Source organism: Bradyrhizobium sp. NBAIM01 (assembly GCF_020194115.1).
GTDB lineage: Bacteria > Pseudomonadota > Alphaproteobacteria > Rhizobiales > Xanthobacteraceae > Bradyrhizobium > Bradyrhizobium yuanmingense.
Genome location: NZ_JADYVU010000001.1, coordinates 458,142 through 471,666, shown reverse-complemented (window position 1 = coordinate 471,666; position 13,525 = coordinate 458,142). Strand labels below are relative to the sequence as shown.

At 64.6% G+C, this 13,525-nt stretch carries 15 protein-coding genes; 8 read left to right on the top strand and 7 right to left on the bottom strand.

The annotated features are described in order from the left end of the window. Nucleotides 1-24 precede the first annotated feature (24 nt). Both I6F31_RS02130 and I6F31_RS02125 read right to left on the bottom strand, forming a co-directional pair. Nucleotides 25-252, bottom strand: a complete 228-nt coding sequence (locus I6F31_RS02130; RefSeq protein WP_036003954.1) for a hypothetical protein — start codon at nucleotides 250-252, stop codon at nucleotides 25-27. Between the two features lie 8 nt (nucleotides 253-260). After that, the gene (locus I6F31_RS02125) at nucleotides 261-2,048 is read right to left on the bottom strand and encodes a thiamine pyrophosphate-requiring protein (RefSeq protein ID WP_225184610.1); all 1,788 of its coding nucleotides are present in this window, start codon (nucleotides 2,046-2,048) and stop codon (nucleotides 261-263) included. 145 nt (nucleotides 2,049-2,193) lie between these two features. Between I6F31_RS02125 and I6F31_RS02120 the strand changes: the two genes are divergently transcribed. After that, nucleotides 2,194-2,568 (top strand): PRC-barrel domain-containing protein, encoded by a 375-nt coding sequence (locus I6F31_RS02120; RefSeq protein WP_036003959.1) that lies wholly within the window; start codon nucleotides 2,194-2,196, stop codon nucleotides 2,566-2,568. A 24-nt stretch (nucleotides 2,569-2,592) separates the two neighbouring features. On the opposite strand, the gene I6F31_RS02115 is transcribed toward I6F31_RS02120, so the two are convergent. Further along, nucleotides 2,593-3,057: a helix-turn-helix domain-containing protein gene (locus tag I6F31_RS02115; protein ID WP_036031008.1), complete on the bottom strand. Its 465-nt coding sequence runs from the start codon at nucleotides 3,055-3,057 to the stop codon at nucleotides 2,593-2,595. A 173-nt stretch (nucleotides 3,058-3,230) separates the two neighbouring features. On the opposite strand from I6F31_RS02115, the gene I6F31_RS02110 reads away from it, so the two are divergent. The 5 genes from I6F31_RS02110 (at nucleotide 3,231) to I6F31_RS02090 (ending at nucleotide 8,311) form a co-directional block, all read left to right on the top strand. Beyond that, complete coding sequence (locus tag I6F31_RS02110; RefSeq protein ID WP_036031046.1) at nucleotides 3,231-3,968, top strand: SDR family oxidoreductase; 738 nt, start codon at nucleotides 3,231-3,233, stop codon at nucleotides 3,966-3,968. 61 nt (nucleotides 3,969-4,029) lie between these two features. Beyond that, nucleotides 4,030-5,031, top strand: coding sequence for a nitronate monooxygenase family protein (locus I6F31_RS02105; RefSeq protein ID WP_225184609.1), 1,002 nt, complete (start codon nucleotides 4,030-4,032; stop codon nucleotides 5,029-5,031). Nucleotides 5,032-5,140: 109 nt separating this feature from the next. Further along, on the top strand, nucleotides 5,141-5,557 hold the full coding sequence (locus I6F31_RS02100) for a hypothetical protein (protein ID WP_225146198.1): 417 nt from the start codon (nucleotides 5,141-5,143) through the stop codon (nucleotides 5,555-5,557). A gap of 112 nt (nucleotides 5,558-5,669) precedes the next feature. Continuing rightward, a complete protein-coding gene (locus I6F31_RS02095) occupies nucleotides 5,670-7,235 on the top strand; it encodes an alkaline phosphatase D family protein (protein WP_225184608.1) in 1,566 nt (521 codons plus the stop codon). Between the two features lie 257 nt (nucleotides 7,236-7,492). Then, nucleotides 7,493-8,311 (top strand): aldo/keto reductase, encoded by an 819-nt coding sequence (locus I6F31_RS02090; RefSeq protein ID WP_225184607.1) that lies wholly within the window; start codon nucleotides 7,493-7,495, stop codon nucleotides 8,309-8,311. Nucleotides 8,312-8,577: 266 nt separating this feature from the next. On the opposite strand, the gene I6F31_RS02085 is transcribed toward I6F31_RS02090, so the two are convergent. Beyond that, nucleotides 8,578-8,817, bottom strand: coding sequence for a hypothetical protein (locus I6F31_RS02085; protein WP_225136478.1), 240 nt, complete (start codon nucleotides 8,815-8,817; stop codon nucleotides 8,578-8,580). Between the two features lie 103 nt (nucleotides 8,818-8,920). Continuing rightward, the gene (locus tag I6F31_RS02080) at nucleotides 8,921-9,373 is read right to left on the bottom strand and encodes a hypothetical protein (RefSeq protein WP_225184606.1); all 453 of its coding nucleotides are present in this window, start codon (nucleotides 9,371-9,373) and stop codon (nucleotides 8,921-8,923) included. Nucleotides 9,374-9,532: 159 nt separating this feature from the next. Here I6F31_RS02080 and I6F31_RS02075 point away from each other — a divergent pair, with 159 nt between their 5' ends. Beyond that, entirely contained in the window at nucleotides 9,533-9,805 is a 273-nt protein-coding gene (locus I6F31_RS02075; protein WP_036031024.1) for a helix-turn-helix domain-containing protein, read from the top strand. A gap of 20 nt (nucleotides 9,806-9,825) precedes the next feature. On the opposite strand, the gene I6F31_RS02070 is transcribed toward I6F31_RS02075, so the two are convergent. Together I6F31_RS02070 and I6F31_RS02065 are read right to left on the bottom strand one after the other, a co-directional pair. Next, nucleotides 9,826-11,058, bottom strand: a complete 1,233-nt coding sequence (locus tag I6F31_RS02070; protein ID WP_225184605.1) for a PLP-dependent aminotransferase family protein — start codon at nucleotides 11,056-11,058, stop codon at nucleotides 9,826-9,828. Between the two features lie 51 nt (nucleotides 11,059-11,109). Next, entirely contained in the window at nucleotides 11,110-11,637 is a 528-nt protein-coding gene (locus I6F31_RS02065; RefSeq protein WP_225184604.1) for a DUF3124 domain-containing protein, read from the bottom strand. Nucleotides 11,638-11,704: 67 nt separating this feature from the next. Here I6F31_RS02065 and I6F31_RS02060 point away from each other — a divergent pair, with 67 nt between their 5' ends. Continuing rightward, complete coding sequence (locus I6F31_RS02060) at nucleotides 11,705-13,435, top strand: cation:proton antiporter (RefSeq protein ID WP_036004008.1); 1,731 nt, start codon at nucleotides 11,705-11,707, stop codon at nucleotides 13,433-13,435. Nucleotides 13,436-13,525 lie beyond the last annotated feature (90 nt).

The window sequence follows — 13,525 nt, the reverse complement described above, 5'->3', positions numbered from 1 at the left end:
CGCCGGGGCCGAGGTTCCTAACGGCTAATCCGCGCGATTCCGTCCGGTGCGCGGATTGATGGGATCTGTCGGCTTGCGTCGAAGCCGTTCGGGCAGGAACGGTTCGGCCGCCGTGGCGGTCGCGTCGGCCCGTACGTCCGCGTGGTGCTGCGCCTGCTCGTGGGAGGTGGGGTTGTCACTGATCCGGCGCTTGACGTCGAGACCGTCGACCGGATCGTTGACGCCGTGCCGGATGTCGCGGAAATCACTCATGGCTCGCCTCATTGCTTTCCTGGCAGGATCGATTCCAGCACCTGCCGCGCTGCTCCCTTGATCATCCCGCTCTCGTTCGGGTCGCCCTTCATCAGGGTGAGCGAGAAGTTCTTCGCCTGCTGCAAGGTGATGTGCGGCGGCAGCGGCGGCACCTCGGGATCGGTTTTCACTTCCAGCACGACGGGCATCTCGCTTGTTAGCGCCTGTTCCCAGGCCGAGCCGAGCAGCTGTGGGCTGTCGACGAAGATGCCGCGCAGGCCGATCAGTTCGGCGAAGCGCGAATAGGAGACGTCGGGAATGCGCTGTGACGCTTCGAACTTGGGATCACCGTTGATGATGCGTTGCTCCCAGGTGACCTGGTTGAGGTCCTCGTTGTTGAAGACGCAGACGATGAAACGCGGGTCCTTCCAGTCGCGCCAATACTTCGCAGCGGTGATCAGCTCGGCCATGTTGTTCATCTGCATGGCGCCATCGCCGACGAGTGCAATCACGGGGCGGTCGGGCTGGGCGTATTTGGCCGCGAGCGCGTAAGGCACCGCAGCGCCCATCGAGGCGAGCCCGCCGGAGAGCGAGGCTGTCATGCCGCGCCGCATCTTCAGGTCGCGGGCGAACCAGTTGGCGCATGAGCCGGAATCGCTGGTGATGATGGCGCGGTCGGGCAGGCGCGGCGACAATTCCCAGGCGACGAGCTGCGGATTGACTGGCGCGGCGGGCTGATGCGCGCGGCCATCCAAAGTCTTCCACCAGGTCGCAACGTCGTCCTGAATGCCCTGGCGCCAGGCGCCGTCGCTCTTGGGCTTCAGCCGCGGCAGCAATGCGCGCAGCGTCTCGGCGGCATCTCCGATGAGGCCGACCTCCATGGGAAAGCGGATCGACATCATGCCGGCGTCGATGTCGATCTGGACGCCGCGCGCGCTGCCTTCCTTCGGCAGGAATTCGGCGTAAGGAAAGGCCGAGCCCACCATCAGCAGCGTGTCGCATTCCATCATCATGTTGTAGCTGGGCTCGGTGCCGAGCAGGCCGATCGAGCCGGTGACCCATGGCAGGTCGTCGGGCAGCGCGGCCTTGCCGAGCAGCGCCTTGGCGCAGCCGGCCGACAGCCGGTCGGCGACCGCGATGACGTCGTCGGTGGCGCCGAGCGCTCCGGCGCCGACGAGCATTGCGACCTTTTTGCCGGCATTGAGGATCTCCGCGGCGCGGTCGAGATCGGCATCACGAGGGATGACTTTAGGCGCGCTGTATCCAACGCCCGAGTGCAGCGTGCCGTGGGCGCGGGGCGGGTCCTCGTAAGCCTCCTCCTGCAAGTCGTTGGGCAAGATGATGACGGTGGGAGTCCGCCGCGCCAGCGCGATCCGCACCGACCGATCAATCAGGTGCCGCACCTGCGCGGGCGAGGAAGCCTGCATGACGTAGGCGCCCGCGACGTCCTTGAACATCGAGAGGAGGTCGAGTTCCTGCTGATATTGACCGCCGAGGGCGTTGCGCGACTGCTGGCCGACGATCGCCAGCACCGGCTGGTGATCGAGCAGCGCATCGTACAGCCCGGTGACGAGATGCGAGGCGCCGGGACCGGAGGTCGCAATGCAGACGCCGAGCTGACCTGAGAATTTTGCGTAGGCGGTTGCCATGAATGCCGCCATTTCCTCGTGCCGCGCCTGCACGAAGCCGATCTTGCCGTCGGCCCGGTTCATCGCACCGAACACGCCGTTGATGCCGTCGCCCGGATAGCCAAAGATGTGGCGCACGCCCCATTGGTGCAGGCGCTGAATGATGAAGTCGGAGACGGTCTGGGACATTGCGGGCGGCTTTCTCTGTTGCGGCCTCGATAGCCTCAGAGAACCGGTTCTTTGTGGCGATGTTCCCAAGCATTTCCGGAACACGCGCCGGAACGATCACGCACCCCTTTCGGTTGATTCACAAATAGCCGAGTGGAGAATAACGATGCTCAATCAGAGCGAACTGGACCGTAACGAGATGGGCCGGCTGATCGGAAGCGACAAGGTCGAGGGAACCGCGGTCTACGGTGCCGATCGCAACAAGATCGGTTCAATCGAACGGGTCATGATCGACAAGATCAGCGGCAAGGTCTCATATGCGGTGCTTGGTTTCGGCGGCTTTCTCGGCCTCGGCAATGATCACTATCCGTTGCCCTGGCAGTCGCTGAAGTACGACACCGAGCTCGGCGGTTACGTGACTGCGATCACCGCCAAGGATCTCGAAGGCGCGCCGAAATACGGTGAGAAGACCGACTGGAACTGGAGCGACGACGCCGCCGTGCGCGGCATCAACTCCTATTACGGTGTTCCCTTCGCTTGAGCTTTGAGAGGCGCGGCGCCTCACTCACTCCGCCGCTTCTCTCCGCCCCGGGCCCGCATGCACATGCACCTGCTTGGCATGCAGCACCTCGCCGCATTCCGAGCACACCATTACGGGATCGAACAGCTTGCCGCAGCTCTTGTGCTCGTGCAGCAGCGGGCGGCCGCGCTCGTCGCCCATATGGGCGTCGCCCCAATGCACCATCGCCATGATGATCGGGTAGAGGTCGAGCCCCTTCTGGGTGAGGATGTATTCGTAACGCTTCGGTGCTTCGGAATAGGGGACGCGGCGCAGGATGCCGAAGCGGACCAGCTTCTTCAGCCGCTCCGAGAGCAGATGGCGTGTGATCTGCAGCGAGGACTGAAACGCTTCGAACCGCCTGACCCGCAAGAAGCACTCGCGCAGGATCAGCAGCGTCCAGCGGTCGCCAATCGCGGCGACGGTGCGCGCGAGCGAGCAGGGCTCTTCCTCCAGCGTGTCCCATTTCATGATGCAGTTCCTGCAAGTCGTCAGTCTGAAAAAGGAACTAAGTTGATCGATCAGAGAGATTTTCACTAGAAGCTAACACTCAGCCACTCAGTTTGACAGTTCTATTTTTGAACTATAGCTTCCGGCACACAAACGCCGCGCGCCCGCAGTGCGGCCCATGGGAGGAGGCGGTCTTGTCCAAGCGAAACGCCACTGCGGCCGTCATTGGGGCCGGCGATTTCATCGGCGCCGAGATCGCCAAGAAGTTTGCCGCCGAAGGGTTCTCGATTTTCGCCGGCCGCCGCAATGGCGATAAGCTGGCGCCGCTGGTGCAAGAGATCGAAGCTGCCGGTGGTGACATCCACGCGCGCTCGCTCGACGCGCGGAAGGAAGATGAGGTCATCGCCTTCCTGAACGACGCCGACAAGCATGCACCGCTCGAAGTCTGCATCTTCAACGTCGGCGCCAACGTCAATTTCCCGATCCTCGACACCACCGAGCGCGTGTTTCGGAAAGTGTGGGAGATGGCCTGCTATTCCGGCTTCCTCGCGGGCCGTGAGGCGGCGCGGCTGATGCTGCCGCGCGGCGGCGGCAACATCTTTTTCACGGGTGCGACTGCAAGCCTGCGCGGCGGCAGCGGGTATGCCGCCTTCGCCAGCGCCAAGTTCGGCCTGCGCGCGGTCGCGCAGGCGATGGCGCGCGAGCTCGGGCCGAAGAACATCCACGTCGCCCACCTCATCATCGATTCCGGCGTCGACACCGAATGGGTGCGCCAGCGCCGGCTCGAGGCGCTCGGGCCGAATGCGCTCGATAATCCCGATCTCCTGATGCCGCCGTCATCGGTCGCGAGCGCCTATTGGCAGCTCTACCAGCAGCCGAAGAGCGCCTGGACCTTCGAGATGGAGATCCGCCCCTTCGGAGAGAAATGGTGACCGCCGCGAGAAAGTCCGGCTAGACTGAGCTCAACATCAAGCAAAACCGGGAGGATTTTCAGTGAAGACCGCGATCACCGAACTGTTCGGCATCGAGCACCCGATCATCCAGGGCGGCATGCATTTCGTCGGCTTCGCCGAGCTGGCCGCTGCCGTCTCCAATGCCGGCGGGCTCGGCATCATCACCGGTCTCACGCAGAAGACGCCCGAGCTGCTCGCCAAGGAGATCGCGCGCTGCCGCGACATGACGGACAAGCCGTTCGGCGTCAACCTCACCTTCCTGCCGGCCTTCTCGGCGCCGCCTTATCCGGAATATATCGCGGCCATCGTCGAGGGCGGCATCAAGGCGGTGGAGACCGCGGGCCGCAGCCCGGAAGCCTACATGCCGGCGCTGAAGGCCGCCGGCATCAAGGTCATCCACAAATGCACATCGGTGCGTCACTCGCTGAAGGCCGAGCGCATCGGCTGCGACGCCGTCAGCGTCGACGGCTTTGAGTGCGGCGGCCATCCCGGCGAGGACGACATTCCCAACATGATCCTGCTGCCGCGTGCGGCGGAAGAGCTGAAGATCCCGTTCGTCGCCTCCGGCGGCATGGCCGACGGGCGCAGCCTGGTCGCGGCGCTCTCGCTGGGAGCGGCGGGCATGAACATGGGCACGCGCTTCATCGCCACCAAGGAAGCGCCGGTGCACCAGAACGTCAAGAACGCGCTGGTCGCAGCCACCGAGCTCGACACCCGCCTGATCATGCGGGCGTTGCGCAATACCGAGCGCGTCCTGAAGAACGCCAATGTCGACCGCCTGCTCGAGATCGAGCGCGAGAAGGGCGCCAAGCTCACGATCGACGACATCCACGACCAGGTCGCGGGCGTCTATCCCAAGATCATGCTGGACGGCCAGATGGACGCCGGTGCCTGGAGCTGCGGCATGGTCGCGGGCCTGATCCACGACATCCCGTCCTGCAAGGAGCTGATCGATCGCATCATGGGCGAGGCGGAAGCCATCATCCGCAGCCGCCTGATGGGGTTCCTGGACGGGACGGACGCTGCGCGAAAGGTCGCCTGACACCGCCAAACTTCTTAACCACAGCGGCATCTGACCGCTGGAATTACGCGCGGCGCCTCCTAGATAGGGGTAAATTGCCCCTTTCATAAATCGATTTCAGGAGGCGTCCGTGGTCCTGAAAAGCGTTCCCTTCGCAACTGCCTTCGCCCTCGTGGTCGCAGGGGCCGGTGTTGCGCGCGCCGACGACTACAAGCCCGGCGAATATCTTGGTCTCGATCTCTCCAAGGCGGTGCTGTCGCCGAAACGTCTCGGGCCGGAGACGCACTTCGCGCCGGTCGCGCTCGAAGCGCGTGGCGCGAACGAAGCGCAGGCGCGTGCTGAGCCGGTCGATGTGCCGAAGAAGGTTGCCGCCGAACGTGTTCGTGTGGCCGAGCCGAAGAGCGCGCATGCCAGAAGCGCACCGTCGCGCGGGGCGGCCCGCGCCAAGCTAGCACGCCGCGGCAACCCGCTCGATGCGCAGGCGATGGACACCCGCATCCAGACCTGGCCATGCCGCTCTGGCGGCATCTGCAACTGGAAGCGGTGATCACAGGCGTCATCCCAGCGTCGCAAAACCGTAGGCGCGGAGTTAAGAAACCGTAAGCCGGGAGTCAAGGAGCGCAGGCACCTTCCGTCGCGATTCGACGAAGGTCTCCTGAATGGCAACGCTCCGCGCCTCGCGCGCATGGACCCGGCGGCAGTTTCTGGTCCGCTCCGCTTCCAGTCTCGCCATCGCCGCGCTCGCGAAGCCTCATTTGAGCCGCGCCGCCGATCGGCCGCCGATCGCAGGCGGCATCCAGTCCGGCGATGTCTCCGGCGGCTCCGCGGTGATCTGGGCGCGCGCCGACCGTCCCGCGCGGATGCAGGTGGAATGCTCCACGGTCGAGAGCTTCAAGACCATCATCGCCTCGGCCTCGGGCGATGCGCTGCCCGCTGCCGATCTCACTGCAAAACTCCTGCTGGCGGATCTGCCGCCCGGGCAGGACATCTTCTACCGCGTCCGCTTCGACGACATCGCCACCGGACTCGTCGGCGAAAGCCGCGTCGGCCATTTCCGCACCGCGCCGGCAGCGCGCCAGTCGATCTCGTTTCTGTGGTCCGGTGACACCGCGGGCCAGGGCTGGGGCATCGACGTCTCCCGCGGCGGCTATCGCAGCTATCGCACCATGCTCGATAACAATCCGGATTTCTTCATCCACTGTGGCGATCACATCTACGCGGACTGCACGATCCCTTCCGAGCAGAAGCTGCCGAACGGCGAGACCTGGCGCAACCTCGTCACCGAAGAGAAGTCGGAGGTGGCGCACACCCTGGCGCAGTTCCGCGGCAACTACAAATACAACCATCTCGACGAACACTTTCGCGCCTTCCATGCGCAGGTGCCGATGTTCGCGCAATGGGACGATCACGAGGTGACCAACGACTGGTCGCCGATCGGGACCTATGACGAATCCGGTTACGAGGACGACGGCACCCCGCGCCTGGTCGCGCGCGCCCGCCGGGCCTTCTTCGACTTCATGCCAATCCGCGACATCGGCGCGCGGCACGGCCGCGTCTATCGCAAGATCGCCTATGGCCCGCTGCTCGACGTCTTCATGATCGACATGCGCAGCTACCGCGACGAGAGCTGGAACAAGGGCGATGATCACCGCGGCTGGATCCTGGGCGCCGAGCAGCTCGCCTGGCTCAAGCGCGAGCTCGCCGCTTCGCGCGCGACCTGGAAGGTGATCGCGGCCGACTTGCCGATTGGCCTGATCAGCCTGGATGCCGTTGCGCTCGGCGATGGGCCGCCCGACCGGCGTGAGCACGAGATCGCCGATCTGCTCGCATTCATCACGCGCGCCGGTATCCGCAACATCGTCTGGCTCACCGCCGACATGCATTACACCGCCGCGCACTACTACGATCCGAAGAAGGCGCAATTTAAGGATTTCGAGCCGTTCTGGGAGTTCGTCTCCGGCCCGCTGCATGCCGGCAGCTGGGGACCGGGCGAGCTCGACGACACCTTCGGCCCGGTCGCGATGTATCAGCATGGCTGCAGCGCTGCGCAAGGCGAGAATCTCGCGCCCTGCTTCGGCTTGCAGTTCTTCGGGCGGGTCGACATCGATGGCCACAGCGGCGTGATGACGGTGACCCTGAAGGACGTCGACAATCGCGACCTCTGGTCGGTCGACATCGTGCCGCAGCCGCAGATGCAGCCCGCGATTGTGGCGCAGCATTGGTGAGGTTGCGGCGCGCCAGTCGTCATGCCCGGGCTTGTCCCGGGCATCCACGTTCTTCGTGCCGCGTGGCAATGCGTGGATGACCGGGACAAGCCCGGCCATGACGATGGAGAGGCATTGCTAACCCGATCTTGATTGGCCGCTGTGCTCCTCCCGCGCTAGGGTGAGGGGTCCCGCCACTTCTTTTCCATCACCGAAAAGTCTGCTCACGCGGCATCGCCGCGCGATCCGGTGGGCTGAATTGCTCAGGAGCCTGTTGCATGGATCATCTGAAAACCCAGGGCATCAGCACGCCCAAGCTCGGCCTCGGCACCTTCCGCATGCAGGGCGATGCCTGCCGTGCCGCGGTCGAGAGCGCGCTTTCGATCGGCTATCGCCACATCGATACCGCCGAGATGTACGCCAACGAGGAGGCGATCGGCGCGGCCATCGCCGCGTCCGGCGTGTCGCGTGGCGAGTTGCACGTCACCACGAAAGTCTGGCACGAGAACCTCAGCTCCGATGCGATCCGCCGCGCTTTCGAAGCCAGCCTTAGGAAGCTCCGGCTCGACCATGTCGACCTCTATCTCGTGCATTGGCCGTCGAAGGCCGCGAACTGGGGGGCGGTGTTCGAAACGCTGATGACGCTCAAGGAGGAGGGGCGCACGCGCGCCATCGGCGTTGCCAATTTCACCACCGCGCTGCTCAAGGTCGCGGTCGAGGAGATCAAGGCGCCGATCGCCTGCAACCAGGTCGAATATCACGCCATGCTCGATCAAGCGAAGGTGCTTGCCTATCTCCAGCCGCGGTCGATCCCGCTGGTTGCCTATTGTCCGCTGGCGCAAGGGCGTTTCGCGAGCGATCCGGTGCTGGCCGACATCGGCGCCCGGCACAATGCCACCGCCGCGCAGGTCGCTTTGAAATGGCTGCTCGACCAGGACGGCGTCGCCGCGATCCCGAAGGCCTCGCGGCGCGAGAGCCAGCAGGCCAATCTCGACGCGCTGAAGATCACGCTCGACGATGCCGACCGCGAGAAGATCGCCGCGCTGGCGAAGGACAGACGCTGCGTCAATCCAGGCTTCGCGCCGGCTTGGGATTAGGCGCTCTTAACCCTCTCCCCCTGTGGGAGAGGGTGGCTCGCCGCAAAGCGGCGAGACGGGTGAGGGGTCTCTCTCCGCGCATGAGTCTTTCACTTTCGGACTTGCTGACGCAACCCCGCATCCGGCGCAATAGCCGATGCGCATTATCGGCGTTCTCAAGAACGGCGGCCGAAGGCCGCCTATGCCACCTTCTCCCACAAGGGGAGAAGGAAAAGAACACAATAGAAATGGCCCCGTGAGGGGCCATTTCCTTGTCGCGTTGCGCATTAATCCCAGTGATGGTGGCGATGGCTGCGCTTGATCACAACGACCTTGTCGCCGCGATGGTGGCGATGCCAGCCGTGATGACGATGTCCGCGGAATTCGGCGCGGGCGCCGTACGGGCCGTGGTGATGATGATGATAGCCGCCGCTGCGCTTGATCACCACCGTCTCCGCACTTGCGAGCGTCGGCGCCGCGATCACGAGCGCACCGAGAGCCGCAACCACATAACCAAGCTTCGTCATGATGTCCTCCTCCAAAACGAATGCACATCTAAACCGCAGATTTGCGCGAACGTTCCGGAGGAGCGGGGAGAGAATTCTGAACGGATGTTCAGACGAAGGCGTGCTAATCGCAGCGCTGCTGCGCGGGCGTCGGCGCACCGCTGGCGACGTATTTGCCGTTACTGATCGTGTACTCGCCGCGCTCGCTGCGATTGTAGATCGCGCGCAGGCTGCCGTCCTTCTGCAACAGCAACCCGAACTCGCGGGCCTGATGCAGCGAGGGGAAGTACACCATGACATTGAGCAGGCCCTCGGCATTGACCGTGGCGGACACCACCTCGTTCTCGTCCCTGGCCTCGCCGAAATTGCGCCGGTACATCACCCGGCCGTCTTTCCGGATTTCGTAAGTCAAGCGCGCGCCCTGGTCGCGGTCGGGCCTACCCGAGCAATCGACCGCCCAGGAGCCGAGCAGGCCCCATTGCTCAACGGTCACGGCCAGCGTCTCGGCACCAGCCGCGGGGGTGAACGCGACCCACAGCACCGCAGCCGCGATCCAGCGGCCCGAACAACGCATCATGTCCTGAAAAACCCCGCCTCGAACAATTCCAAAGTCTAGCATCCCGCGCGTGACCCCGCCACGGCGGCTGCCGATCGCCCGCGAATTTGATCCGCGTCAATGAGGCGGGGCGGTTCGAAGGTAAGATGGCGTTTCCCGAAGGCGAACGTGGATAGAGCAATGCTGAATCAAGTCATGGATTTTGCGGGCGAAGTACTGCCGGGGAGCTGTGCCGTACCGCCTTATTCCGAGGCCGCGTTTCTGAGCGAGCTGGGCGATCGGTTGCGGTCCTCACGCATGCGCTGCGATCTGTCGCGCCGGGAGCTCGCCCGGCGCTCGGGGATTTCCGAGCGCTACATCGCCCAGATCGAGGCCGGCAAAGGCAACGTCTCCATCGTCCTGTTGCTGCGGCTGGCTTCCGCGATTCACGGCAGTCAGCCACAGGCGGCGTGAGGAGACGTCCGGACTGGGCCTCAGGCTCGCTTCTCCACATTGGCGCTGCGGGCGGGCACGCCAAACTCCTTGCGGCAGACTTCGGCTAGCACGGCGACGCCATCGCGGATCTGCTGGTGCGTGGGGCTGGCAAAGCACAGCCGCAGCCGCGAGGCGGAATGGCCCTTGCTGGTCGACCATTCCGGCCCCGGATTGATCGAGACGCCGGCGGCGAGCGCGGCCTGATACAGCTTCAGCGTATCGACCTGGTCGGGCAGCTTCACCCAAAGGAAGATGCCGCCCTTGGGCTCCTCGAACTCAGCGGCGGTCCCGAACTGCTCGTTGAGCGCTTCCATGAGCGTGTCGAGCTTGGTGCGCAGCGCCTTGGTCAGGGCCGGCACGTGAGTAGAAAAATGCGGCTTGCAATAGGTGGCGAGCACCATCTGCTCCAGCGCACCGGAGCCAGCATCCGTCTTCAGCGCCAGCATCCGCGACATCAACTCCCAGGGCGCCACGACGAAGCCGACGCGCAGCGCCGGCGCGATCGACTTGGAGAACGAGCCGATATGAATCACGCCGCCGCTCTCGCTCATCGCGTAGATCGCGGGCGGCCGCTGCCCCGACCAGATGAGGTCGGCATAGCAATCGTCCTCGAAGATGGGCACGCCATATTCGGTCGCGAGCCGCACCAGCTCGGTGCGGCGGCTCTCGGGCATGATGCTGCCGGTCGGGTTCTGCACCGTCGGAATGGTGTAGATGTATTTCGGCCGGATGCCGCGGCGCTTCAGGTCGGCCAGCGCGGAGGCCAGCAGATCCATGCGCATGCCGTCCTGGTCGAGGGGAATGCCGACGACGTTGACGCCGAGCCGCGCCAGCCGTGTCAGGGAGCCCTGATAGCTCTCCTGCTCGAAAATCACGGTGTCGCCGCGCGTCAATAGGGTGGCGTTGACGAGGTCGAGCGCCTGCAGCGAGCCGGAGACGATCAGGAGGTCGTCGACCGTGCAGCTGATGCCGGCGTCGCGCTTGAGTTTCGTCACCAGGAATTCGCGCAACGGCAGGTAGCCCTGCGGACCATGCGCCAGACCGTAGGTGGCGAGCGAGCGGCCCTCGCGCCGCAGCACCGTGTCGGCCGCTTCGATCAGCTCGTCGAGCGGCACCTGTTCGGAATCGTTGTTGCCGCCGACGAAGCTGTATTTGGCAAGGCCCGTCCAGCGCGCAGACGGGGCCGGCAGCCCTGCTGGAAACAGGGGCGCGAAATCGAAGCTGGACGTCATGGGAGCGTTCCTCGTTTTGTTCTTGTTGAGCTCGGCTTTGCACCGGCCGCCTTACTTCTTGCCGGCCGTCCTGGTCGGACGGCCCTGACTGATGAAAGCGTAATGCGTGTTGGCGATGCCGCCAACCATTAAGGCTTCGACCACGGGTGCTGCGATCTCGCCCGTGGCGGCCCAGTCGACCAGAAAATTGGCGCCGGTCCCGCCGCGCACGTCGTCGGTCGGAATGAAGATCGAGACGGTGGCGAGCGGCCTCAACGCCACCGGCGTCTTCAGATAGCTCTCGACCTGCTTGCCTGCGGTGTCGAAATAGGCGATGCGTTTGATGACCAGCGGCTGGGTCTCGGAGGCGTTGTGTACGCTCAGCGTCACCGAGAAGTCGACACGCAGCTTGCCCTGGCTCATCGCGACGCTGGAATAGGCGGGCACGTAGAAACCGCCGGATACGGCGAGGTCCTCCTTCAGCGGCGTGGTGAGCGAATCGGCAAAGTTTTGTTCGATACTGACCTTGGATTGCGCGGCGGCGGGCACGGCAAAGGCGAGGGGAGCGAGCAGCATGGCTGCGAAGAGCCCATTTCGCATGTGACGAATTGCTCGCTTGTCGCACCGCAACCCACCTCTAGGGTGCGGCAAAACGGACCAATTTGGCATGCATGAGCTCATTCGCGATATCACACTCTCTATCCTGTTCGCCTGGATGCTGGGGCTTCTCGCCCATTTCTCCCGGCAACCACTGATCCTGGCCTACCTTATCGCCGGCTTCTGCATAGGTCCATTCGGCGCCGGCTGGGTCCATTCGCAGGAATCGATCAGCGTCATCTCCGAGCTTGGCCTGATCTTCATGCTGTTCATGATCGGGCTCGAGATCGACCTGAAGAAGATCGTTCGGGCCGGGCGGGTGATCCTGTTCGCGGCGGGCAGCCAGCTGCTGGGCGGCTGTCTGCTCGGGCTTCTGTTCTTCGTCGGCATCGGCCTGTCGCTCGGCGGTGGGCATTTCGATGCGGTCTATCTCTGCGTCGCCTGCGCGCTGTCGAGCACGGTCATCATCGTCAAGGTGCTCTACGAGAAGCGCGAGCTCGACACGCTGCCGGGCCGCATCACGCTCGGCGTGCTGGTGCTCCAGGACATTTTCGCCATCCTGTTCCTGGCGGTGCAGCCGAGTCTCGCCAATCTGCAGGTCAGCGTCATCCTGCTCTCGATCGGCCGCGTCGCGGTGCTGGTCACGGCCGCGCTTCTGGTCAGCCGCTACGTGCTGCCGCGCGTGTTCCACCAGATCGCCCGGCGGCCCGAGCTGATCCTGCTCGGTGCGCTCGCCTGGTGCTTTCTCGTCGCCGAGACCGCCTATCAACTGTCGCTGTCGCGCGAGATGGGTGCGCTGATCGCCGGCGTCTCGCTCTCGACCTTCCCCTATGCGCTCGATGTCACCGCCAAGGTCACCACGCTGCGCGACTTCTTCATCACGCTGTTCTTCGTCGCGCTCGGCATGACCATTCCCGTGCCCGGCCTCTCGGTGATCAGCCTCGCCTTGATGATCGCGGCGTTCACGGTGGTGAGCCGCCTCGTCACCACCTTCACCCCGCTCTATCTGATGAAGCAGGGCCTGCGCGCCAGCCTGTTGCCGGCGCTCAACCTCGCGCAAATCTCCGAGTTCTCGCTGGTCGTGATCCAGACCGGCGTCGCGGACCGCCACATCGCAGCCGAGACGGCGAATGCGGCTTCGTTCGCCTTCGTGGTGCTGGCGGTGCTCTCGACCTTCGTGATGACCCGCAGCGACGAGATCACCCGTTGGGCGATCGGCCCCTTGAAGCGGATCGGCCTGCGCGATCTCGACCATGGCAACGGCCATGCCGAGGAGGGCCACGGGGGCGGCCATGGCGAGGCCCGCCGCATCGTCATCCTTGGCTTTTTCCGTGCGGCGAGCGCGCTGCTGGCCGAGATCGAACGGCAGGCACCGGTGCTGCTCGAGCAGATCACCGTGGTCGATTTCAACCCCAATGTGTACCAGACCCTGCTTTCACGTGGTCTGCACGTGATCTATGGCGACATCAGCAGCGCCGACACGCTGCTCCATGCCGGCGTCGGCAAGTCCGAGATGATCATCCTCAGCGTGCCGGATTCGCTGCTGAAGGGCGCCACCAACGAGAAGTTGGTCCGTCACGTCCGCGCGCTCAATCCGACCGCCCTGATCGTCGCCACGGCCGACCTGTTGGCCGACGTCGGCGCGCTCTACGAGGCCGGCGCCAGCTATGTCACCGTGACCCGGCTCAGCGATGCACATGAGCTGTTTACCGTGATCGAAGCCGCCCAGGCCGGCCTGCTCGCGGACAAGCGCGCCGAGCTCGATCAGCGCCTCGGCGAGCGCCGCGAGGTGCTGCCCTGACGGCGTCGGGCCGCCTTCCTTGCCCGCCTTCCTTGCGGGCAATCTGCGCCTATATCGCTGGTATGCCCGGTGCAAGCCTGAAACCCATCG

Excerpts from the sequence above, each read along its gene's own strand:
- I6F31_RS02130 (WP_036003954.1), bottom strand. The coding sequence starts at position 252 with ATGAGTGATTTCCGCGACATCCGGCACGGCGTCAACGATCCGGTCGAC.
- I6F31_RS02125 (WP_225184610.1), bottom strand. The coding sequence starts at position 2,048 with ATGTCCCAGACCGTCTCCGACTTCATCATTCAGCGCCTGCACCAATGG.
- I6F31_RS02120 (WP_036003959.1), top strand. The coding sequence starts at position 2,194 with ATGCTCAATCAGAGCGAACTGGACCGTAACGAGATGGGCCGGCTGATC.
- I6F31_RS02115 (WP_036031008.1), bottom strand. The coding sequence starts at position 3,057 with ATGAAATGGGACACGCTGGAGGAAGAGCCCTGCTCGCTCGCGCGCACC.
- I6F31_RS02095 (WP_225184608.1), top strand. The coding sequence starts at position 5,670 with ATGGCAACGCTCCGCGCCTCGCGCGCATGGACCCGGCGGCAGTTTCTG.
- I6F31_RS02090 (WP_225184607.1), top strand. The coding sequence starts at position 7,493 with ATGGATCATCTGAAAACCCAGGGCATCAGCACGCCCAAGCTCGGCCTC.
- I6F31_RS02085 (WP_225136478.1), bottom strand. The coding sequence starts at position 8,817 with ATGACGAAGCTTGGTTATGTGGTTGCGGCTCTCGGTGCGCTCGTGATC.
- I6F31_RS02080 (WP_225184606.1), bottom strand. The coding sequence starts at position 9,373 with ATGATGCGTTGTTCGGGCCGCTGGATCGCGGCTGCGGTGCTGTGGGTC.
- I6F31_RS02075 (WP_036031024.1), top strand. The coding sequence starts at position 9,533 with ATGCTGAATCAAGTCATGGATTTTGCGGGCGAAGTACTGCCGGGGAGC.
- I6F31_RS02070 (WP_225184605.1), bottom strand. The coding sequence starts at position 11,058 with ATGACGTCCAGCTTCGATTTCGCGCCCCTGTTTCCAGCAGGGCTGCCG.
- I6F31_RS02065 (WP_225184604.1), bottom strand. The coding sequence starts at position 11,637 with ATGCGAAATGGGCTCTTCGCAGCCATGCTGCTCGCTCCCCTCGCCTTT.
- I6F31_RS02060 (WP_036004008.1), top strand. The coding sequence starts at position 11,705 with ATGCATGAGCTCATTCGCGATATCACACTCTCTATCCTGTTCGCCTGG.